General features: G+C 37.9%; 18 protein-coding genes. 13 read left to right on the forward strand and 5 right to left on the reverse strand.

Annotated elements, in window-relative coordinates; genetic code table 11:
* The first annotated feature begins 33 nt into the window (after positions 1-33).
* The 3 genes from MKX62_RS17775 to MKX62_RS17785 all read left to right on the forward strand — a co-directional run bounded on the left by MKX62_RS17775 (position 34) and on the right by MKX62_RS17785 (position 3,504).
* Positions 34-1,014, forward strand: a complete 981-nt coding sequence (locus MKX62_RS17775; protein WP_187047569.1) for a proline dehydrogenase family protein — start codon at positions 34-36, stop codon at positions 1,012-1,014.
* Between the two features lie 88 nt (positions 1,015-1,102).
* Entirely contained in the window at positions 1,103-2,455 is a 1,353-nt protein-coding gene (gene brnQ, locus MKX62_RS17780; protein ID WP_067208595.1) for a branched-chain amino acid transport system II carrier protein, read from the forward strand.
* Positions 2,456-2,694: 239 nt separating this feature from the next.
* Positions 2,695-3,504: an alpha/beta hydrolase family protein gene (locus MKX62_RS17785; protein WP_340741991.1), complete on the forward strand. Its 810-nt coding sequence runs from the start codon at positions 2,695-2,697 to the stop codon at positions 3,502-3,504.
* Between the two features lie 566 nt (positions 3,505-4,070).
* On the opposite strand, the gene shc is transcribed toward MKX62_RS17785, so the two are convergent.
* On the reverse strand, positions 4,071-5,945 hold the full coding sequence (gene shc / locus MKX62_RS17790) for a squalene--hopene cyclase (protein ID WP_340741992.1): 1,875 nt from the start codon (positions 5,943-5,945) through the stop codon (positions 4,071-4,073).
* Between the two features lie 93 nt (positions 5,946-6,038).
* Here shc and MKX62_RS17795 point away from each other — a divergent pair, with 93 nt between their 5' ends.
* Both MKX62_RS17795 and MKX62_RS17800 read left to right on the forward strand, forming a co-directional pair.
* A complete protein-coding gene (locus MKX62_RS17795) occupies positions 6,039-7,196 on the forward strand; it encodes a DUF2515 family protein (protein WP_187047571.1) in 1,158 nt (385 codons plus the stop codon).
* A 28-nt stretch (positions 7,197-7,224) separates the two neighbouring features.
* Positions 7,225-7,596 (forward strand): CBO0543 family protein, encoded by a 372-nt coding sequence (locus MKX62_RS17800; protein WP_340742600.1) that lies wholly within the window; start codon positions 7,225-7,227, stop codon positions 7,594-7,596.
* Positions 7,597-8,157: 561 nt separating this feature from the next.
* Here the strand turns inward: MKX62_RS17800 and MKX62_RS24475 are convergent.
* A complete protein-coding gene (locus tag MKX62_RS24475; RefSeq protein WP_354313172.1) occupies positions 8,158-8,373 on the reverse strand; it encodes a BclA C-terminal domain-containing protein in 216 nt (71 codons plus the stop codon).
* Between the two features lie 277 nt (positions 8,374-8,650).
* Here MKX62_RS24475 and MKX62_RS17805 point away from each other — a divergent pair, with 277 nt between their 5' ends.
* From MKX62_RS17805 to sspL, 5 genes are all read left to right on the forward strand, one after another.
* Complete coding sequence (locus MKX62_RS17805) at positions 8,651-10,441, forward strand: S9 family peptidase (RefSeq protein WP_067208610.1); 1,791 nt, start codon at positions 8,651-8,653, stop codon at positions 10,439-10,441.
* Between the two features lie 568 nt (positions 10,442-11,009).
* Complete coding sequence (locus tag MKX62_RS17810; RefSeq protein ID WP_067208613.1) at positions 11,010-11,369, forward strand: DUF378 domain-containing protein; 360 nt, start codon at positions 11,010-11,012, stop codon at positions 11,367-11,369.
* 868 nt (positions 11,370-12,237) lie between these two features.
* The gene (locus MKX62_RS17815; RefSeq protein WP_067208616.1) at positions 12,238-13,692 is read left to right on the forward strand and encodes an alanine/glycine:cation symporter family protein; all 1,455 of its coding nucleotides are present in this window, start codon (positions 12,238-12,240) and stop codon (positions 13,690-13,692) included.
* A 315-nt stretch (positions 13,693-14,007) separates the two neighbouring features.
* Positions 14,008-14,703: a pseudouridine synthase gene (locus tag MKX62_RS17820; protein WP_338652540.1), complete on the forward strand. Its 696-nt coding sequence runs from the start codon at positions 14,008-14,010 to the stop codon at positions 14,701-14,703.
* Positions 14,704-14,812: 109 nt separating this feature from the next.
* The gene (gene sspL / locus MKX62_RS17825) at positions 14,813-14,965 is read left to right on the forward strand and encodes a small, acid-soluble spore protein L (RefSeq protein WP_067208623.1); all 153 of its coding nucleotides are present in this window, start codon (positions 14,813-14,815) and stop codon (positions 14,963-14,965) included.
* Positions 14,966-15,067: 102 nt separating this feature from the next.
* Here sspL and MKX62_RS17830 read toward each other — a convergent pair whose 3' ends face one another.
* The 3 genes from MKX62_RS17830 to MKX62_RS17840 form a co-directional block, all read right to left on the reverse strand.
* A complete protein-coding gene (locus tag MKX62_RS17830) occupies positions 15,068-16,438 on the reverse strand; it encodes an amino acid permease (RefSeq protein WP_067208625.1) in 1,371 nt (456 codons plus the stop codon).
* Positions 16,439-16,794: 356 nt separating this feature from the next.
* Positions 16,795-17,487 (reverse strand): YjjG family noncanonical pyrimidine nucleotidase, encoded by a 693-nt coding sequence (locus MKX62_RS17835; protein WP_067208628.1) that lies wholly within the window; start codon positions 17,485-17,487, stop codon positions 16,795-16,797.
* Between the two features lie 152 nt (positions 17,488-17,639).
* Positions 17,640-18,581, reverse strand: a complete 942-nt coding sequence (locus MKX62_RS17840) for an urea transporter (RefSeq protein WP_340741993.1) — start codon at positions 18,579-18,581, stop codon at positions 17,640-17,642.
* A gap of 187 nt (positions 18,582-18,768) precedes the next feature.
* Here MKX62_RS17840 and MKX62_RS17845 point away from each other — a divergent pair, with 187 nt between their 5' ends.
* The 3 genes from MKX62_RS17845 to MKX62_RS17855 all read left to right on the forward strand — a co-directional run bounded on the left by MKX62_RS17845 (position 18,769) and on the right by MKX62_RS17855 (position 24,070).
* Complete coding sequence (locus MKX62_RS17845; protein ID WP_340741994.1) at positions 18,769-19,170, forward strand: hypothetical protein; 402 nt, start codon at positions 18,769-18,771, stop codon at positions 19,168-19,170.
* A gap of 265 nt (positions 19,171-19,435) precedes the next feature.
* Complete coding sequence (locus MKX62_RS17850) at positions 19,436-23,296, forward strand: AAA domain-containing protein (RefSeq protein ID WP_340741995.1); 3,861 nt, start codon at positions 19,436-19,438, stop codon at positions 23,294-23,296.
* 21 nt (positions 23,297-23,317) lie between these two features.
* Complete coding sequence (locus tag MKX62_RS17855) at positions 23,318-24,070, forward strand: hypothetical protein (RefSeq protein ID WP_187047578.1); 753 nt, start codon at positions 23,318-23,320, stop codon at positions 24,068-24,070.
* Positions 24,071-24,118: the final 48 nt, after the last annotated feature.

Here is a 24,118-nt window from a genome sequence, read left to right on the forward strand (position 1 = left end):
TAATAGTAATCACACAAAATGGAGGTATTGATCATGGGATTAACAAGAGATTTCTTTATTTTACTGTCACAAAACAAAGTTTTGAATAGCGGTGCAAAACGATGGGGGTTAAAACTAGGGGCACAGTCAGTTGTTGCAGGAACGAGCGTTGAACAAATGGTAGAAAGCGTAAAGCAATTAAATGCAAAAGGTATTGCTGCAACAATCGATAACCTTGGGGAATTTGTTTTCGAGAAGCAAGAGGCGATTGAGGCAAAAACACAAATCCTAGCAGTCATCGAAGCGATTCATGAACATGCATTGGACGCGCATATTTCTTTGAAGCCTACACAGCTTGGCTTAGATATTGACTATGATTTCTGCTTAGATAATCTAAAAGAAATTGTTGCGAAAGCAAACGACTATGCCATATTCATCAATTTTGATATGGAGGATTATGGACATTTACAGCCATCCTTTGACATCATTGATGAGCTTTCAAATGACTACACGAATATCGGAACAGTTATCCAAGCCTATTTTTATGAGGCGGATGAAAACCTTCAGAAATACAAAGACTACCGCATGCGAATCGTTAAAGGTGCTTACAAAGAGCCAGAAAACTTAGCGTATCAAGATAAAAAAGATATTGATCAGAATTATATTCGATTGATTGAATATCATTTGCTGAATGGTAAATTTTCGTCTATCGCAACACATGACCATCATGTTATCAATCATGTTAAAAAGTTTGCGAAAGATAATAATATCTCCAAGGACAAGTTTGAATTCCAAATGCTATATGGCTTTCGGAATGAATTACAACTGGAGCTTGCTAATGAGGGGTATAAATTCTGTACATATGTACCATTTGGAGTAGATTGGTATGGCTATTTCATGCGTCGACTGGCGGAGCGGCCACAAAACCTTAATCTTGTTGCGAAGCAGATGTTCAATAAAAAGACCAATACAATGATCGGCATTGGGGCTAGCGCATTTTTATTAGGTAGAGTCAGTAAAAAGAAAAGGATCTAAGCATATCAGCTAGCTATTTTTGGGGATGTACTAAACGATCTTATATGAAAATATGCATTTTTAGATGCGAAATTTAGGGGGAATTTACATGGAGAAAAAAATGCCGTTTTCACAATTAATAGCGATTGGTTTTATGCTTTTTGCTATGTTCTTAGGTGCTGGAAACGTTATTTTTGCACCAATGTTAGGTCAAGAGGCAGGAACAAATACATGGATTGCGATGGGGGGATTCTTAATAACAGGTGTTGGAATGGTTCTTCTTGCAATTATTGCATTAACGCGTGGGGGAGGAACTGTTGAAAAACTAGCGGGAAGGGTACATCCCCTATTTGCAACAGTATTCTCGATACTACTATTCCTAACGCTTGGGCCGATTTATGTGGTTCCACGAACAACATCAGTGGTCTATGAAATTGCGATCAATCCGTTAGTGCTAGATAAATCAAATACCAGTCTCTTTCTTTTTATTTTCTCGCTGTTATTTATTGTCCTGACGATTTACCTATCATGGAACACTACAAAGTTTGTGGATCGCTTAGGTAAAATCATAACGCCGATTTTTGTAGTGCTCTTAATTGTACTTGTTGGCAAGTCCATTATTACACCTATGGGGAGTTTTGGGGAACCTCAGGGCGATTATATAAAGGGTGCCTTCTTAAAAGGATTCACCCAAGGCTATTATACAATGGATGTTCTAGCGGCTTTTGTATTCGGGGGAATATTCATCAAATCAATTAGTGCCTTTGGCATAAAGTCTGAAAAAGAAGTATCCAAGTTATTTATTAAAGCTGGAATAATTACAATTATTGGTTTGGTGGCTTTACAAATCTCAATGGCATGGATAGGTGCTTCCAGTGTTAATCCAATTGGCTATATGGCTAATGGTGGAGAAGTATTAGCGCAAAGTGCTATCGTCTTATTTGGACAGTTCGGGATTTATATTATCGGAACTGTTATTTTGTTAACAGGAATCACGACAAACGTTGCTTGTTTAGCAGCTGTTGCGGAGTATTTTGAAAGAATTGTGCCTACTGTTTCATATAAAAAGTGGTTGATAGTATTTGCTTCTTTAGGTTTAGTTATTACAAACTTTGGACTTACGACTATTCTGACGTTGGCGTCTCCAATTTTGCTTTTACTCTACCCAATAGCAATCGCTTTAATCGTTCTAATATTTGCAAACAACTTGTTTAATGGCCATCAATCGGTTTATGTAGGAACTGTGATTGGTGTCGGTTTTGTTGCAATTCTTGATGCTTTAAAGGAGGCGACTATTTTTCCAGAAGCCATCAATACGATGTTTGGATTTATCCCTTTATTTGAAAATGGTGCGGGATGGGTTGTAACAGGGATCATTGGATTTGTTATTGGTCTAGTCGTAGCGAAATCGAGAAAAGAATCTGTTACATTAATCAATATCGCTGGTGAAGAAGTCCATTAATGATTAGTGGATTGAATAGTAGTTAGTTTTTTGAATGATAAGTAAAATGCCGCAGGGGACATAAAAACTCCTGTGGCATTTTTATATCAAAGTTTTTTAAGGAACCTATACAAGATGTACCATTGAAAGCTTAACTATCTCGCGCCAACTCATTGACTTCTCTAAATTACATACGTATAATACCGAGTAAACAGGTAAGAATAGTTTATTTGGAGAGTATCCTTGAAAGGGTGTTTACTATGACAAGTAAAGCGATTTCAATTTATGCTAATCAACTTTATCTTTCGGGGGTTCTTCATCTTCCAGAAAGAGTGCATCATAGAAAGGTTCCGCTTATTGTATTATTACATGGATTTGTCGGTAGCAAAGTCGGAGAACATCGGTTATTTGTGAAAGCAGCACGGTATTTCACAGAGAAGGGTTATGCGGTTTTTCGATTTGATTTTAGTGGTTGTGGGGAAAGCGACGGGGATTATGCGGATGTTACGGTCACGAAGCAATTAAGTGAGGTTCAGGCGGTGTTAAATTATGTATCCATGTTACCTGAAATAGATGCAAACAATATTATATTAATCGGTCATAGTCTTGGAGGTGCTGTAGCTTCATTAACTGCTGCAGTAGATTGTCGAATTCGTAAACTTATTTTATGGTCACCAGTTGGGAAACCTTATAAAGATATTACCGGAATTTTAGGCGAGAACGCTATGAAAACAGCGGCACTAAATGGGGTAGTTGATTATCATGGGTTTTATGTGAGTCAATCATTTTTAACTGATTTGAAAAACCATCACCCTCTTGAAGCGATTCGTTCGTACCAAGAGGCAGCGTTGATCATTCATGCACAACAGGATAAGGATATACCGAAAGAACATGCTGCGCGTTATTCTGCATCATTGCTACAAAGACTTGTTCCTGACCGAGTAAACACGCATTATATTGAGGATGCAGATCATACATTTTCAAGCTACACATTTGAAAATGAATTATTCATGAAATCTACCGAATGGCTTGGAGATTGTTATGAGTATTCTGGAAAAGTAGCATTATAGTTTTAAAGATGATTCAAAGAAGTTGATGGACTTAATAAAAGAGTCCGTCAACTTCTTTGAATTTCTTTTCAAAAAGAGTATCCCTTCTGCAGATTCCAACAGTTTACAAAAGAAAACTCTTTTATTAATAATATTGATTTTGATGAAAAATAAAAGGACCATAAATAACTTAGTATTAAGGGTGCTAAGTTACTTCTGGCCTTCTAATAAGAATAATTGCTCCCTTTCACTGGACTATTACGAATACTTTGATTGAGAAATGGTTTGTGATAGTCAAACAGTCATTTTTCTTTCATTTCATGATATAGGTTGCGATTATCCCAAGAATGATTCCAATTATTATGGTAGCACCAAATATTAATACTTGTTTCAATTCTCCATCCCTTCATTGTTATTATTTAAAGTTTATTGACGAGGTCTGGAACATATTCAGTGGAAAAAATAGATATTCAATATAGTTTTGAAGATCTCCCAGGTGACGCGATTATTCGTATACATGGTTTTATAAAGAAAATGATGGTCGTATCACTTTGGGCGTAAAAGCCCTATATATACAATAAAAACAATTATCCTTGAAATTTTTTTTCGTAATTGGTAAGCGCAAGCAAAGGAAAGATATATTGATAGCTATGATAGTGGATATAAAAACCTCCACCCATTCCTTGTCCAACCGGATAGAATAACGTCCAATCGACTTTATTATAGGTTTCTAGCAAATAGGAAATCCCTGCATCAATTACGGGTGTTGCCTTTTCTGAAACCGCAATGAGTGTATCCAGTGCCCATGCTGTTTGAGTTAGGTTGCTGGAACCAAGAGGGATGTACTTAGATGCGAGGTCGCTTTTGCAAGATTCTCCCCAACCGCCGTCATGATTTTGTATCGAAAGTAACCAGTTTACAGCTTTTTGAATAGTTGGACTCCCTGGGCTTACACCTACCGCGATAAGACCAGTAATTGCCGCCCATGTTCCGTAAATAAAACAAATTCCCCAGCGCCCGTACCATGAACCATCCACTTCTTGATTATGAATTAGCCAATCTACCCCGCGTTTCATAAGGTCATGATTTTTCGGTAAGTTCGTATATTCACCTAGAAATTCAAGTGTTCTACCGGTTAAATCGGCACTGCTTGGATCTGTCAATAAAAATTTACCGCCTTCAATTGGAAGCAAGTTCAATAATTGATTATCAACATTTTTTTCGAATGCAGGCCATCCACCGTCACTATTTTGCATAGACATTACCCAAAGAATTCCTTTGTCCCAAGCTTGATGAATGCGAGTGTCTTTCTGAACTAGCTGTGAAATAGCCCTTAGTGAAGCCGTTGAGTCATCTATATCAGGATTCATCGTATTTACAGCTGAGAATCCCCAGCCCCCGGATAAAACTCCAGGATTATGAATCGCCCAATCGCCATATTTAGTTTGCTGCTGCTCTAACAAGTATTCGCTTGCCTTTTCGATTACCGAATCAGTCGAAGGAACTCCTGCTTTTTGAAGAGCGTAGCTAATTAAGGACGTATTCCACACCGTTGCAGTTGTATATTGTATATGCTGCTGACCATGAATCGTGCATTGCATCGCTTTTAGTCCTTGGACCGCCTTTAAAATTATCGGGTCGCTGTTGGAGTGACCAAGAGAGAGCAGGGAAAATATCATAAGAAACGTAGAACTAAAATAACTGTAAAGGGTTCCATCTGGCTCAATGTGATTGAGCATATACTGTTTTGTTTGATTGATGGCTAAAGAATTGAAAGTTTGAGATAAACCCAGAAAACTATTAAGGTCATGTTCAATTATAGAAAAAAGTTCTTGGATATCTTGTATATTGAAAAAATCATCAGCTGTCTCTGGAAGGAATAATTCAGATAGATTAGGGCTGCTTTTTGTTGTTTTTACGTATTTCTTATTTGCTAAAATCATAATTGGAGCAAGATTTGCTCTTCCATACACAGAAAGGTCATAGAAATTGATGGGGAAATTGAGCGGCAAGAGGATAAATTCAACCGGTATTGGGAAATATGCGGGCCATGGATATTGACCGGTTAACGCCAGCATGATTTTTGTTAACATATGTGATTTTTCAAGACCACCGTTTGCCAAAATAAACTTTTTTGCCGCAAGCAATCTATAGTCTTCCTTGCTGACATAGCCTGAATAAAGAAGTGAGTAATAGGCTTCAACCGTAGCGGATATGTTCCCATCACCTTCATCATGGAAAAGTTTCCAAGCGCCATTTGCCTCCTGTTTACTCAATATTCTTTCAGTTAATTCGCGAACTAAATTTTCATCATCTATTTCCAGTGTCCTTACTAAAATAATCATATAGGCATCTGTTGAAATACCCGTTTCAAAGGGGTAATCCCACGAACCATCGGGTGTCTGGTCAGTTTTTAGTTGTTGGACTAATTGGCTAATCAACTGTTCAGTACGATATGTCAACGTCTCATCATCTCCTTAGTAAAGGTTATTCATATCTATATATCCCTATTCATAATCCTAAAGGAGGAATGATTTTTAGTAGGGGGGCGGCCCGTGTTTAATTTATTAAGAAAAATAGGGGGAAAACAACAACTTCCGGAAAGTTTACTATTAATTAAAGCTGATTTGAAGAAGTATAACTCTGTTCCTATTCTGGAGGAACAGCACTTATCTTGGGGGGATCAGCAACTTCTTCAACTGATTCGTTTAAAAACGAAACAGTTGAACCTGAATAATGTGACGAGAACAAAAGCTTACCTCGATTTCTATATTTTTCGGCCAGAAATTCACTGGGCATTCCTAGGACATATGGTTTCGAGAAATGGCGGATGGAATATGACGGATTTAAAAGGAGAGTTCCTTTCTAGACTTATGAATGAAAAAACAAAACAAGATTTCTATTCATTCTTGGAACGTGGGAACTGGCTTATATTCCAAGATGTATATCCGCAGTTCTTATTATATGAAGAAAGTCTATTTCAAAGTCGAAATTTGTTTTATTTGTTGCCTTACTTAAATGTTTCTGCTTTTATGGAAGTGATTTGGAATCGTTTCTGGGAGGAAAGTGATTCCTATACGCTTGCGATTGCACTCATAATTAATGAACAAAATTATTTGGAGAACAGAATCGTGCGAAATTCCTTCTATCAAAGAAAGGTTTTTCAGACGTTCGAATTCGTACTCCAGGATCTGCTTTCATTCAATCAAATTTTGTTTCCCTTTACTGACAGTGGAAAGTCAACTGAAAAGGCACCTCTTACGGGATTAACGCTTCATCAATTTGGATCGCTACATGAACGTATTATGCTCGGAAAGGATTTGTATCGATTACTATTTCATGAGGCAGACCTATTAGAAAAAGTTTATCGCTGGGCAACTACCCACCCACATACAGGTTCGCGTAAGGACTATTGGCCGGATGTTTTTAATGATGTGTTCGAAGGGGTGCCAGGATTGGCTATTACGAGGAGGTTAAAGTCTTGTGCGCTAAGAAAAGGAGCGCTTAGGTTGTATAGCCCGCGGCTTGAGTATGTGTGGGAAAACATCCCTCATCACGAAGCGGAAACTGGAGATTGGTTCGAGCATTGGCGTGTTGTTGATTACTTAGTAGAAGTAAAAGAACCGATTAATGGAAAGGTGATGGGTGAATACTGTGAAACACTTGAAAGGCTTGAACTCGCCGCTATCGCGAAAACGGCTATCTTCACGTAATGCATTCTTGTATTTGCCATCTATTTTAGTGGCTTCTTTACTGGGTACCTATTTAGATTTGTATTTTGTTGGAAAACAATTATATGAGTTCCCGGTTCGCCCTTTCCCAGATGTATTTCCGATTAATATTGTATTTACATTAATCATACTAACTATGTTAATAGGGCTATATCTTTATTTGGTAGATAAAATGTCAAAATGGAGTAGGCTGATTTTTACTTTTTTTCTTAGCGCACTCGTGCCATTCATTGAGAAAAAGTCAATGCAATTAGGTTTTTTTTATCATGAGAATCAATGGAACCATATCTATTCGTTCATAGGTTATTTCCTATTTCTGTTGCTGATTTGGAAGATTTTTGAATGGGTGAAATCAGAAGTTAGACTATATATGTTGACATAAAGAATTCTCTCAACAATGCCCGCGCTAGGGGATGCCTCTCGCAATAAGCCAGACAGAAAACCGCTGTCAGTCTTATTGCTTCGGCTACCCCTATGAGGCGCCTTCGCTGGACATTATATAGAATCATTAGTGCAACATATATAGGTCTGTATATGCTGAAGAATCATGGAGAGGAACTTATTTATTCTAGAGCCTAGATTATAGCGGTTAGTCTGGTGTCACCGCTATAGGAATAACGAAAGAAAAAATGACCGGAGATGAAAGTCAAGGAGTTAGTTGCTAAACGAAGTACAATTGAAGCTTTCGGTAATTTTTTTCAAGCGATAGGGAACACAGCACTATTCAACAATGAGCTACTTAAAAAAGCAGTGATTGTCGGTAATAAGCGATAATCACTGCTTTTTTATTTTGAAATTCAACTTATGGGTATCTGGACTAAGTATGATTTAAAGTATATTGAATTACATGAGTACCTTTTTTTACGTGTGTATGACAAGGGGAAAATCAATTATAAATATAACTTGATGCAGCAGCTACAGCGAAGCGAGGGAAACAATTGAATCAGGAAATACCATTTAGCATCAGTCTAGCGCCGGCAAGTAGTGAGACGGTTGTAGTAACTTGATACGTCTGATGATAGTGGTCGGTACCATGAATGGTGAAAATAGTGTTAGCACCATTCATGGAAGAACCATCTAGACATTGGTTGGTGGGGGGGAACGCTGGTACACCAAGCAATACTAAAATAGTACCCCCGATTGTATAGGAGACACCTATAAGAGGTAGAGGTCAAAGTTGTCACCGTAGGCTATGGTGGACTATTAGTTCCGTTAGAATATACAGTTGCAAAAAAATGCACCTATAATAATCATTTCTACTTTTTATGTCCTTTCTCTATTGAATTTTTTTGGCACAGCTTGCTTATGTGTGTAATAAAAAATAAGTCATTACCACTCTCAAAAAGCGGAATCCTTGTGGTATTCTATTTTATCTGATAAATGGTATACTAATAGGAAGAAATGAAATTGCTTTACTACCATTTAGGGGGTTCATAATGATTAATTTTCCGAAACCAACAGTCGAGCAATTTTTCCGTACGTATACGATTACAAACTTTGCAGTAAGTAGCGATGAAAAGCGATTAGTGTTTAACGCTAATTTAAATGGCAAAATGAATTTGTGGGCGATGGATTTGCCGGACACTTATCCATATCTGTTTGCTCATAGGGATGAATCATGTAATTTTATAAAATTCGATCCAGAGAACCGGTATGTGTTAGCGGGATTTGATAAGGATGGAGATGAGAATTATCAAATTTATGCGATACCGAACGAAGGTGGATTGCCGCATCCACTTATTACAGGAGATGCATCTGAAAAGTATTATTTTAGCCATCTGAGTGCAGACGGAAAGTGCGTGTACTATGAGACATCAAAAGAGAATCCATCTTTTTTGAACACGCGGATTCGTAATTTGGAAACAGGAGAGGATAGACTGCTGAATGTCGGAGAAGTATCAACTACCGAACTAGCTGCAGTATCCGAGAATGAAGAATCATTTGTTTATTTACGAGCATTTGCCAATACATATATCGTTGGCTTTGTAAAGATGGGGGAAGAGACCTTCAACATTACACCGGACCCAGAGAAGGTCCATGTTGCCATGGAACCAGTTTTCACAGATAATGAAACAATTTACTTTGCAACGGATTACGACAGCGACGAAATGTATTTGGCTAAGTTCGATTTGACATCCAAAGAGTTTTCCAAAGTCCTAGCCTTTGATGGGGAAAGTATTCAATCGGTTAAATGGGATAAGGACAACAAAGCGTTCTATCTTATCACTGTCAAAGGTGTTACAGATATTTTATATCGGTATGACGTTGCCACCGACAAAGTTGAAGAATGCTCGTTGCCTGTTGATATCATAGAACAAATACAAGTGGCGAAATCGGGAAATCTTTATATATTAGGACGCAGTGCAACCGTACCACATAATGTCTATCAATCGTCTAACGGTGTAGAGTGGAAGCAATTGACGAACAATCGTGTCTTGGGATTAAGTCCAGAGGATATGGTGGAGCCAGACATTGTTTCCTATACAAGCTTTGATGGGATGGAAATCGAGGCTTTATTGTTCAAAGCGAAGCCCGAAAATGATAACGGTTATACGATTTTCTGGCCACATGGTGGACCGCAATCAGCTGAGCGGAAAATGTTCCGTTCGATGTTCCAATGCTTCATTAATAGAGGCTATACAATTTTTGCGCCGAACTTCCGTGGAAGTACAGGATATGGATCGGCATTCACAAAGCTAGTTGAGCTGGATTGGGGCGAGGGACCAAGACTTGACTGTATCGCTGGAATCGAGTGGTTGTTTGAAAGTGGGTTTACAGACCGAAATAAGCTGTTCCTTGTCGGCGGTAGCTATGGCGGATACATGGCACTATTATTGCATGGGCGACATTCAGACTATTTCAGAGCAGTTGTTGATATTTTCGGGCCGTCTGATTTATTTACCTTCATCAACTCTGTTCCACCACACTGGAAGCCGATAATGGAACGATGGCTTGGGGATCCCGAGCGCGATAAAGAACGTTTCATCAAAGACTCACCTGTTACTTACTTAGACGGCATGGTAAAGCCTATGCTTGTCATTCAAGGAGCAAAAGATCCACGAGTCGTCAAAGAAGAGTCTGACCAAATCGTTGCAAAATTAAAAGAAAAGGGCCGTGATGTCGAGTATCTTGTTTTGGAAGATGAAGGACATGGGTTCTCGAAAAAAGAGAATGAAATTAAAGTATATAGCTTGATGCTGGCATTTTTGGAAAAGCATCAGGCGTAGATTATTAATTCAATACGAATAGCCGCTTTGAGAGATGGAAATCCAAATCTTAAAGTGGCTATTTTTTCATTAATCCATGTCATATGGCGTTGAAATTTAACCTAGACAAACACTAATGCATTGATTCACACTCAAATTAGTGAATCGACAGGAAATCAATCTATGGAGAAAAGAACAAGCACTTGGCCCAAAAAAGTAGTTTACAAGAACTATTGAAAAGTAATATTTCCTGTCATACCAATAAATGCATAATTGGATTCAGTCAATGCTAAGCATTCACATCCTCCCGTTAGACCTGCTTAATAGGTATCGAAAATTAAAATAACGTGATTAGTCTTTAGATTTTCACGAATTATAATTTAATGTATTAAAACACTCTATTGGCAGAAGATAAGAACAAGTCTTAGCGATTTACGGATGAATTGTTTTTATTGTGACCATTCCTGAAGGTATCATCCAGACAGCACTCGGGAAAGATCTTACGATGAGAAAAAAGAACATTTCATTAGTGATTGCGGCGGCGATTAGTTTATAAAACGGAATAGTAATATGGAGGAGGTGTTAATTCATGAGAGCGATACAACGGATTGCTTTGGCATTAGTAATTATTGGTGCTATTAACTGGGGTTTAATTGGGATTTTTAAATTTGATTTAGTAGCATCAATATTTGGTGGGCAAGAGGCATTTTTGTCAAGGGTGATTTATGTTCTTGTTGGTCTAAGTGGACTGGTTTGCTTAGGGATTTTGTTTAAACCAATGGAAGAAGTAGTTGAGGATACAAATCATCGCAACTTTAACAATCTCAACTACGACACAGAATTCGGGGAGGAGACAGACTTTTCAAAAGAACAGGTATCAGTCGAAAAGAAATCTGTTGAAAATAATATTAAGGGTAAGAGTAAAGGTTCTTCAAAAAAGAAGAAATAATGGAAACAGAGTGAAGTTGCGATATTATTGGAAATATCCCTGTCTATGTCAACAGAACATAGACAGGGATATTTATTTGGGAAAAAGTATCTGATACAAATACAAATTGGTAATTCATCCGAACTAGGAGCCAGAAATTCCGGATACCGATAAGTAATTGATATCGGGAAATTTTTAAACCTTTATATGTTTGCATCAATTTTACGATTAAGAAAGCTACGTCAAAGGAAGCGCTATATAAAGTCGATATTGAGGATGCATTGACGAATTCAAATTTTGCTTAATCAAATCGGCCGAGGTGATTTTTTATAATCAGTGCGATGAATACCAATCCTGAATCGTCATTTTCTGTTTAATAATGAAAGGCGAATTGAAACAGATACTGGCTATGATTATGTATGAGACAATCTCGAATTTACGTCCATTACTTTTACTTGGCAATCGGTTTGAATTCAGATTTGGCGAGCGAAGAGCGGACCTCGAATAATGCCATTCCATTTATTATTCGAGGTCCTCTGAAAAAATACAGAGTAATTGCAGCCGAGAATTTCACCCTTTCTATGTATTACAATGCCCAATTGAACAAGCAAAGAATGATGATCTATCGCTCTGAACAGTTACGTTCATTTTCAAAATAACTAAAAGGCTATGCAGAAACTACAGTTGCATATTAATAATTAGAGTATCAGGTATGTAAGTGAATGTCTGGTATCTTTTGTATGTTTATATGGATATGTGAGTTGATAGTAATTTCGCATAAAGAAAATGCCTTACTAAAAACCGAATAGAACTCGTCTACAAACTGAAATTCTATCATATAATCAGAAGGTATTGTCTGAAAATTTAAAAAAGGGTGGAGGGGTGTTTAATGGAGGATTTTGTAAATGGACTGAATAACATTTTATGGAGTACGCCAGTCATTTATATTTTACTTGGGGTCGGTTTATTATTTTCTGTATTGACGCGTTTTTTGCAGGTGAGGCACATTAAAGAGATGGTTACATTGATGTTTCAGGGGAAAAGTTCAAATGCTGGTATTTCCTCCTTCCAGGCGTTATCAATTGCACTTTCCGGGCGGGTTGGGACAGGTAATATTGCGGGTGTGGCAACGGCAATTTATTACGGAGGACCAGGAGCTGTCTTTTGGATGTGGGCAATCGCTTTCATTGGGGCCTCAAGTGCCTTTGTTGAATCCACACTAGCACAAATATACAAAGTGAAACAAGATGGACAATATCGCGGTGGTCCAGCTTATTTTATTGAGAAAGGAATAGGATGGAAGTGGTTTGGAACTCTATTTGCAATTGCTGCTCTAATTGCGATGGCAGTCCTCATGCCAGGTGTCCAATCCAATTCAATTGCCGTTGGGATGAATAATGCATTTAGTATTCCCCAATGGGGAACAGGGCTTGTAATTGTAGCTATCTTAGGTTTCATCATTTTAGGTGGAGTCAAGCGAATTGCGAACGTTGCACAGATTATCGTTCCATTCATGGCATTGGGGTATATGCTGGTTGCACTCGTAATTATTGTAATGAATATCAATCTATTACCTGAAGTCTTTGCATTGATTTTTAAAAGTGCTTTTGCCATAGATTCCGCTTTTGGCGGTATCATTGGTATGGCGATTATGTGGGGCGTGAAGAGGGGAATATTTTCAAACGAAGCAGGACAGGGAACTGGAGCTCATGCGGCCGCGGCGGCAGAAGTATCCCATCCAGTCAAACAAGGTTTGGTTCAGTCTTTTTCCGTCTACATTGACACATTGTTCGTCTGTTCAGCGACAGCATTTATGATCCTGTTTACGGGAATGTATAACACACAGGCAGAGGATGGAACATATATCGTCAATAATATCCCTGGTGTAGAACAGGGCCCAGGATATACACAGGCAGCAGTTGACAGTGCTCTTCCTGGTTTTGGAGCAGGCTTTGTAGCCATTGCGCTATTTTTCTTCGCTTTTACAACAATCATGGCCTATTATTATATTGCAGAAACAAACATAGCTTATTTAATACGAAAAAAGAACACGAAAATGGCCATGCTCATATTGAAAATCGTCATTCTAATCATGACTTTTTGGGGAACAATCAGAACGGCAGAGTTGGCCTGGGCACTTGGAGATGCGGGTTTAGGTATTATGGTATGGCTGAATGTCATTGCGATTTTACTACTGACCAAACCAGCGCTACTTGCCTTGAAAGATTATGAAAGTCAGAAGAAATTAGGGCTTGATCCTGTTTTTGATCCCAAGAAGCTGGGCATAAAAAATGCTGATTTTTGGGAAGAGGATTATAAGCAGGATTCCGATGATCGTTTATGAACCTAAATTTAATAACATAGTATGTATTTGGTATTTAAAATCATACAAAAGAGAATGGAATCGGATTCTAACATAATTCAGAATTAGGTTCCGGAAATATAGTTAAAATCAGCCATTTATGTGAATGGCTGATTTATTTTTGTGTTTTTATTCTTTTAAATGAAATTGTTAGTCATTTACTGTCATGAGACGGTCCTTATATATGTGGGCGAATACGGTAAATTTAGTGTGGTAAAATAGGGTAAGCAATGATCTGTGGAGTTGAACGGAATCAAGAGCAAACAGATTGTTTACGATGTAAATGGAGGAAACAATATGAGGCTGAATCAATTTATTAGTTCATCGGGGCTTTGTTCCAGGCGAAAGGTCGATGTGTTGATAAAAGAGGGGAAAGTGACTGTGAATGGGAATCAGATTTCACTAGGACATGTGATTTGTGAAGGGGACCGGGTAGAAGTGGATGGGCAACTTATCAAAGCGAAAGAAAATGATATTTATCTTATGCTCAATAAACCAACGGGTGTGACGTGCACCTCGGCGAGCCGAATTGAAGGGAATATTATCGATTTCGTCAATTACCCGGAAAGGATTTTTCCTGTTGGACGTCTAGATAAGCAGTCTGAAGGGTTAATTCTTCTGACGAATGATGGCAGCATTGTAAACGAGCTTTTACTGGAAGAAAATAATAATGAAAAAGACTATATGGTCACAGTTGATAAAAAAATAACGGCGGCGTTTATAGATGAAATGGCTAAAGGCGTGGAAATTTATAATCCTAGAAAAAAGGGGAATGTACTAACAAAGCCGTGTAAAGTCATTCAAATAGATGATAATTGCTTTAGAATCACCTTGTCACAAGGATTGAACCGACAAATTAGAAGAATGTGTAGACGGTTTCAAATTAATGTCACTCGTTTACAACGTGTGAGGATTAAAAAACTCCCCCTTGGTACGTTAGCTCTTGGTGAATGGCGTCAATTATCGAAAGAAGAAGTAGCTGGGTTAAAATGAAAGGTTGTATGATTAAATGTATATTCACGGGAGTGTATATACAACATTTGGACATACTATAATTTGAACTAAAAAATTGTAGTATGTCTAAATGGAGGTGAAAGAACTAATGACGAAAAACAAAAATATCAATAGTGATCACAATAACGATAAAGGGAAGAAAGCCACTAGTGTAACGCCTCAAGGTTATGGAGATACTGAATTCGCTGAAGAGCCAAAAAGCAAACTGGAAGAAAGAGCTAAAAAGAAAAATACCAAATAGACTTTAGGTGTTCAACACATTGGTACGACCAGATAGAAAATGCCCTGTCTCGAAACAAGAGACAGGGCATTTTCATTTTTACTATAAAAGACTATTTACGAATCACAGGACTTGTATTTTGTTCCGTTGGTTCTTATTTTTTCGTATTTGATAAATAGCAATCAGCAAAATGAACCAAACAGGAGTAATGAACAAAGCAACACGTGTATCTTCTGCAAGTGCTAGTACGACAAGAACGAATGCAAGGAAAATAAGGATTAAGTAATTGGAAAATGGATGAAGTGGCATTTTAAACTTGTTCACTTTCGCAAGGTCTGGTCTAGTTTTACGGTATTTCAAATGACAGATGACAGTTATTCCCCAAATAAAGATGAAACACACTGTAGAAATACTTGTAATCAGTGTAAATACGCCTTCCGGCATCACATAGTTCAAAACAACAGCGATCAGAATAATAACGGTTGAAAAGAACAGTGCATTGGAAGGGACTTTGTTGGTAGTCAGTTTTGTAAATGGTACAGGTGCATTATTATCTTTAGCTAGCGAGTATATCATACGGCTTGTGCTGAAGACGGCGCTGTTACATGCCGAAGCTGCAGATGTTAGGACGACGAAATTAACGATACCAGCAGCTGCAGCGATACCGACTGCAACGAAGACTTGGACAAACGGGCTTTCCAGTGGATTGATAGCATTCCACGGATAAATACTCATAATAACAATCAGAGCACCGATATAGAATATTAAAATCCTAATAGGAATATTATTGATTGCTTTCGGGATAACTTTTTCCGGGTCTTCGGTTTCCCCTGCTGTCAGTCCTACAAGTTCAATGCCTACAAATGCAAATACAACCATCTGGAATGATAAGATAAAGCCATGAATGCCATTAGGGAACATACCACCGTGGCTCCATAGATTAGAGAAGCTGGATGGACCTGAATCGGTAGAAAAACCTTTTATAATCATGAAGATTCCGATAACAATGAGTCCAAGAATCGCGATGATTTTAATTAATGCAAACCAAAATTCCATTTCGCCAAAAAGTTTAACAGTTGCAAGATTCATAAATAGCAAAATGACAAGTGCAATTAATCCTGGCATCCACTGTGGCACTGTAGGGAACCAAAACTGGGTATACAGACCAACGGCAGTTAAGTCAGCCATTGCGATTGAAATCCAGCAGAACCAATAAGTCCAGCCTGTAACGAACGCAGCCATATTCCCCATATAGTCTTGTACAAAGTCAACAAAAGAGTTATATTCCAAATTGGTTAAGAGCAGTTCTCCAAGTGCGCGCATGATTAAAAAGCAAACTATGCCTGTAATCAAATAAGCAAATAAAATGGAGGGTCCTGCTAAATGAATCGACTTTCCGGCACCAAGGAATAATCCTGTTCCGATTGCTCCCCCAATGGCAATTAGTTGTACGTGCCTGTTTTTTAGGCCTCTTGCCAATTGTTGTTCCTGCATACGAATTTCCCACTCTCTACTAGTTATATGTCTTGTTTAAAATATCATACAATTGCAAATTAATACCCTAATGAAAGTTTAACATGTTTTCAGTTAACCGAACAATAGAGGGGTTAATAGTCATTATATTGCGATAAAAAAGTTTTATCCAAAACTATTCTAGGTGTCTACAGTAATGCTTCTTTATTGTTTTATTTTGAACTTGAAACTACGCTTGATTCTGAAGAGGTTGGTATAGTGAATTGAAAGAACCAAATTCACCGGACTAGGCTAAAATAGGACATAAGTATAAAAAAGCGTATCGATTCAGCAACTTTTGCTGTCCAATACGCTTTTACAAGACATGATTTTCTGTTTCAATAAATGTTCCGGAAACCGAAATTGAATTCGTTCCAGTTCTGAATTTCATATGTAGGTTTAGCGGTAGTTGAGTTTTTCTTTTGTTGCGGATTGAACCAACAAGTATCGATACCAAAGTTATTTCCGCCTTGAATATCAGATGAAAGTGAATCCCCAATCATTAGGACACGGGACTTGTCTGTTAGTTGCAATTTATTGAATGTATACTCGAATATCTTTGACTGTGGTTTTTGGTAACCTGCCTCTTCAGATGTAATAATAGCTTCGAAAGAGTTTTTTAAGACTGATCCACCGATTCGAGCTAACTGAACATCTTTAAATCCGTTCGTCAATATCGCCAATCTGGAACCTTTAAGGCTACTCAGCATTTCTGTCACACCGTCAATAAGATGAACTTCTTTACCCAAGTTATCAAGATAAGTTTGCCCAAAAACTTCCGCATTCATATCGAGGCCGTGTTGCATGAACAATCGCTTAAACCTTTCTGTTTTTAACTCCATCAGTGTGATATGCGCTTGTTCCAAATCATCCCATAGCAACTTGCTGATTGCGTTGTAACTATCCCTATAGTCCTTCAACCCATTCGGAAAGCCGTTTGATTCGAAAGAGTGAGTGAACGCCCGTTTTTCTGTTTCGCCAAAATCAAACAATGTATCGTCTAAATCAAATAAAAATACATCATATATCATAAAAATTTCATCCTTTACAAATTAAAATTTTCTATTGGATGATAGTATAACATGGTTTACACTTTTAACATCAGCAATAATTGGCACACAGAACTAGTTCCATTCATTAAAAAAGTGCGACTGCAGAACTAGCTCATCTGCACGCGCACTTTTTAGATTTTCGGAAATAACTTTCTTGCTGCTATAAATAACCAAGTACATAAGATGAAAGGGAACGTTAGCGCAGGCAGACCAAGTGGATCGAGAAGGAACTCCAATCCTGCAGTAATTGGAACTGTCAAGGTGGCAGCTACTATTCCAGTCAGCGGCGTTTTTTCTGGTTTATTATCAAATACGAGACTGACGGCTATGATTGTCAAAACAGCGTTGTAATTATATAAACCTAAATTCAATGATTGCGCATCTACACCCATAAAATAAGCAGCAAGCCAGGATACAAACGTACCGATAATTGCATAAACTCCAAATCGCCAACCTGCCAAGAAAAGCCCTACAAGAATTAGGGAGCCTGTCAAAAGAGAGTCAATGATGAAAACTTCACCAATTCCTTTTATCAATCCAACTAATAAAGTTGGCGTTCCCTCAGTTTGTAAATTCCAACGCGCGGGGGAGCTGATGACGAAACCAGGATCCATGTGAAGCACGTCGGTCCTGTAAGTAACAAGTAGCCCAATCCAAGTAATAAAAACGAACGGCACTGTTAGTATAGGGATTCCCCATTTAGCAATCCATTTCGTTAGTATAGCCATTGATAAAGCAGCAATTGCAGCGGCAATCAGTGCAATCAGCCAGCGATTTCCCCCAGTTAAAAAAAGAACTGCCGCCATTCCACTTAGAACGGAATTAAAACTGTAAATTCCAGCCCGAATCAGCGAATGATCTCCACCGCAATACTGCGCGGTTAGGGTTCCTATTATAGAAGAAAGAAAAGCCATTAGACCAAGAAATGGTGAATGAAGCGTAATCCCCATTAGTATTAAAAACCCTGAAAAAGCATTATCAACTAAAATAACTTGCGAAAAGCCTTTTAATGACGCTGAATTAAGAATTATAAACTTATTAAGAAGTGTGGGATTTGAATTAATTTGCCGCATTTGGACATCTCCTGTTTATTATTTGCGTTAAAGAGTTCATAATTAGTTGTCCAATGAGCGCAAAAAATAGTGATATAAAGTACCTTTTAAATACTATTTAAGTATAGTACCACGAAAAGGGCTTTACTTATACAAAAAAAAGTGTAAAATGTTAATTTGTAAATAAAAACTCATTTAGGAGTGTCCAATGAAATTATCAGAAAAAAATGTTCTGATTGCCACAGGCGTATTGTTTGTAATTGTTGTCGCCATGTTGAACCTTGGTAATAATGAGACTGCTAAGCAACTTGAGAATCAGTCTAATATAGAAATTTCTTCATCATCCTATAATGTGAATGATGGAAAATTAACATTGGGATTAGAGAAACCGACTAAAGAATTTGAATTAGCACGTATAACGATAATTGATCAGAACAGTAATTCGTTTAACGGAGAGCCTACGAAGCAGAAAAATTATATACTAATTGATGCCTATATCCCTGAATTAACTAAAGGGGATTTATTAAATATAGTAATCGAAGAAACTATTTCAACAAAGGAATTAAAGATCGAGTACAAGATTCCTGAAAATATAAGTATCACGATTTAATTATAAGTTGAAGACATTCGAGGGCTTTTAGGTGCAATATCCTTGTCTTCATTATAAGATTGAAAAACCTGTGACTGATTGTTTCCGAATATGGAGCAATCAGTTTTTAGTTGTCCAAATATAGGTCTGGAAATGTGGCCTTTATAAATCAGATTAACTGTCACCTCTATTAGTAATTGAACCAATTGAGTGATTGTATACATTTATCCTGAATACAGTGTCATACTTAAGAATAGACCCAATTTACGAAAGGAAGGCATGCTTAATGGGACATAAATCAACCATAAATGTGGCGATGCGCTGTGGGCTTGAAATTACGGCTAACGCACGCAAAGAACTCATAAAATGGTCAACGGATGAGCACGCCTTTTTTTCGATGCAGGTTGCCTTCGATGTACATATTGAAAAGCGTCCCAATAATAGACAGGGCAATATGTCCTTTTCGTTGTTCTTCGACAATGGCTCAAACGAAGCTTTATCGAAGCGTTTAAACGATAGAGTAGCTGTAATGGAATGTGTTTATCAAAATGATGGTTTTTTAGCGACTGGTTTCCACGTTAGGGGCCGTAGAGAACCCGTACAGACGAACAGACGTCTTCCAGTACGATTGAAGTTTCTTCTAGGCCGTAGTGCCGGCGTCGCGATGCCTATCGATTTGTACACAAGCATTAGAGAATTACCGATTGCACAAGAACGTTCTGAGTACGTGAAGAAAAGAATTGCCAGCTGGGAAGGTTATTTACGAATTCAAGAAAGTAATGCGGATGTTGCAGATTTGACAGCAACTTTTTCAATGGCCAGTTTTAATGAAGATTTCAGTAAACTGAGTATTGTTTGCAGTGGGTTAAAAGGAAATGAATGGAATACAATTAAAGGTTTTGGTGCCGAGATGAAAGGGCTATCAAATGACATTGGTAGCGTCATAAATACAGATAGGTCTAAGAAAGTTATTGAAATCGAACTGAGTCGGAATTATAAAGAGATGGCAAGACGGAATGAATGGCATCCGAAATCGTATAAGGAAGTTGTATTTAGTAACTTTGCTGAACTTAGCCAAGTAAAAAGATTAAGGAAAGGTTTTAAAGATCTCCAAGATGGTCTAGCTGCCAATGCAAATTTAGAAAAGGTCCTTTTCGAGGAGCGGCCAGTCGTTCGTATTTCAAAAAAACAGCAAGAGCTTGTTTTTCATAATGAATTAAATGAGTTTCAACAAGAAGCTGTAACTGGGGCCATGACGTCAAATGATTTGTACGTGATTCAAGGGCCTCCGGGGACCGGAAAGACGACAGTTATCTCTGAAATTTGTCATCAAAATGTCAAGGCGGGGTTGCGTACACTCGTCGCCTCACAAGCAAATCTAGCGGTGGACAATGCGCTCGGTAGATTATTAACGCATCAAGATATTCGGATTTTACGTTACGGTCGGACAGATAGTATTGAAGAAGAAGGAAAAAAATTTATTGAAGAAAATGTAGCTTTGAACTGGAAAAACGTAACGTTAGATGCAGTGAATAATCAACTTCAGTCAAATACTGAAAAAGAAGCACAACTTCAAGATGAGTTAGTGAATTGTGAAGTGCGATTGAAAAAACTTCAACAGGACCTGCTGTCGCTAGATGAAAAAATAAAGCAAAAAGAAGAGGCCGAAGCACAACATCTTCTCCTCTCTAGCGAAATCATGAAGCTCAGTAAAAAAGCAGTAATCTATAAAAAGGAATGTGAAGAATTAGTAGGAAATGAAGCTGACTTCAACAAATTAGCGGACGCATTAAACAAGGAAATCACTCAACTTGAACAAGTTATACAAGTTGAAAACATGAGTCCAGAGACAATTGAACAGATGGAGAAATTAGAACCTCAATTAGAGCAAATGCGTTTTTACATAAGCTATCGTCAAACAATACACATGATTGACGAGTCAGAAAATGCTATCGCAAGTATAGGTAAAGAACTGGAACTAAAAAGCAATAAAATTGATACTATTCATGTGTTTGTGAAACAGTTAGATTCAATAACCAAAATTGACTTATTGAAAAATCGACTAGAGTTTTTCGGAATAGTGCCGACATTCAATACGAATTGGAAAATGACCGAATTAAATAAGTTGATTGATTCAATTAAATCCGACACGTCTAGTGGCGAATACAGTGAATGGCAAGAATTACAAAAAAGACTTTTAGCGGCTATTGAGATGATAGAGCGTTTGTTGAAAGAGCATGGATTTTTGCCAAATGCAGTTAAAAGAACTGTGAACCAAAAGTATAGTTCAGTAACAGATATTCATGGGCTCATTGATCGTGTTGGGAAATTTCTAATCGATCCAGCGACTAAAAGTAGTCTTGAAACGAGGAATTATTCGGCTCAAAAATATGATAATCTTGATAAAATCGCGATTGCTTTAGAAATGTTACGTGAAAGAAAGAATTATGTGCAGACACAGGGCGGAAATTTGGAAAAACAAAATCAAATTAGGTTGGATGCCAAAAAAATGTTTGCTGTTATTAAGACAGAAATAATTGATCATACCAATCAATTTATATCAGAAATAGAACAGGAAAGAAGCGCAATGCAGCGCAATGCGGAGAGTCACCAAATAACGCTAAGTGACCTTCAGCGAACTGCTGAAAAAATTCAAGAAGAAGTTGGAACTGTCGATGAAACGGTATCACTTAGAGCAGCGAAAGAAAAATTGAAGCAAAAAGAACAAGTCTATGCCGACTATATGGATAAGAAGGCGACACTTAAACGATATATCAATGAGTTGGATGCTAAAAACAGTGAAGTCGACGTTAATAATCAAAGATTACAAAACAATAGAGCTAGGCTTCAAGTCATAAGTGAAGAACTTGATTCGATAAATGCAGAGCGCCTGGAGCAGGAAAGTCAACTAGCACCTTTAGTGGAATTGCTAGCCCAGAATCCCGAAGAACAGCGTCAACAAGCGCAAACTTCACTCATGACTTTATCGAAAAAAGTGAAGAAACTCAAAATCGATAAAGAACGTTTGCCTATCAACCATTCACTTCAAAATGAATGGAGGACACTGCTCACGGAAGCGAATGAATATGATCTTGACGAAATCCGAAAACTATATGTACAGCATGCGAATGTCATAGGGACAACTTGCGTCGCGTCTGCGAGACGTGATTTCATGGAGGAGTATCCGACATTCGATGTGGTCATTATAGATGAAGTTTCTAAAGCAACACCTCCCGAATTATTGCTACCAATGTTAAAAGGGAAAAAGATTATTTTAGTGGGGGATCATCATCAGTTACCACCACTTATGGGGCAAGATACACTGGAGGAATTACTTGAGGAGAGCGACAATACTGAAGAAAAGAATGAACTAGAAAAATTGTTGAAAGAATCATTATTTGAACGTCTTTTTAGAACATTACCGAAGCAAAACAAAACGATGCTAGCCATCCAGTATCGTATGCACGAAAGTATAATGGAAACAATTACGCCTTTTTACAAAGAAGGAAATTATGGTCTTCAGTGTGGTTTAACGGACTCAGATTCTGTTCGTGATCACTTGATGGAATCCCGCTATGTGCATAGGAAAGATCATCTTCTCTGGTTTGACATGCCAAATGAACCGAAGTATTTCGAGGAGAAGGTTAAAGGGGGTACTAGTCGCTTTAATCAGGCTGAATTGACGATGATAAAAAAACTCTTGATGGATTTAGATAAGGCAACTGAAAATGCGAAAAATGCTGGAAGAATGAAGCAGGAAGACAAAAAAAGTGTTGGTGTAATAAGCTTCTATGGTGAACAGGTGAAAAGAGTAGACCGGTTAATTCAGCAAGAATTAATCCCGCAGCATCTACATTGCAGAACAGGTTCAGTGGACAAGTTTCAAGGCATGGAAATGGACGTCATTATTTTAAGTTTCGTTCGGAATCACCAGGATAAGGGTGGTGACATCGGGTTTGCGAGGGACTACAGGCGTCTAAATGTTGCTTTGTCACGTGCACGCGAGTTGCTCATAATCGTGGGGAGTTCGGGTATGTTCACGATGAGGACAAAACATCCAAGTTCAAGGGAAATGTATGGACGTCTTTTAGAAAGCATCAAATTGAAAAATGGGCTTAGGAATCTTGAAGGAACTGCAAAAGTATGATTTATAGGGGGATCCCTGTGTATGAATGACTTAAAGGGACGGTTAACAAAAGAACTTCAACAGGACTTTAATGTAAAAATAAAGGGTTCTCTATCATGGAGTTTACCTGTTAATTCAGTCGAAATTGTCTACCAAACCGTTATGCGCACGAAAGTGGATATTCTGATGAAAATGATGTTGATTGCTTTTGGAAAAGCCGATATTGCAACTGCTGAAGAGTTGAGTGATATTCTACTCGTTGAACAGCTTTTTATCAATGATTTGATTGATAAAATGTCGAGAACTGGTGTAATCGAAAAAAGAGAAGGTTTTTACTCTTTAACAGAAGTTGGGGTCCGGCAGTTTAAAACGGGTATTTTCGTACATGAACCAGAAAGTGGCTCTACACATGCGCTTTACAGTCCATGCCATCAAGCATTTCTGAATGGAGAAATAAAGAATATTGCGTATGAAGAGAAGGAACTTTATCGCTTTAAAAGCGAAATTGATGATTGGTCTGTAGCGAAGCTTGAGGATTCGGTTCTCATAGATGCGCTTAAAGCGATGGGCGTAGAATCAGGAGAAGGAAACGTTCAGATTGTTGTGTCTGAAATTGTATCTGCTTCTGACATTCAAGTCGATTTGGTTCCATGCATTGAATTTCATCTGTATAACGAGGCAGAGGATTTACTCTATGCAAGGGTGTGGAATACGCTGTCAGAACACTGGGATGAGACGCTCGAAGCACAATTGAATGAAAAAGAACGGAAAAAGTGGCGAGAGATATATTTATAATGAATTTGATACAGATATCTAGGTGAAACGGGAGAATCCTTTAGTTGG

This window comes from Sporosarcina sp. FSL K6-5500, assembly GCF_038005665.1.
In the GTDB taxonomy this organism is placed as follows: domain Bacteria; phylum Bacillota; class Bacilli; order Bacillales_A; family Planococcaceae; genus Sporosarcina; species Sporosarcina psychrophila.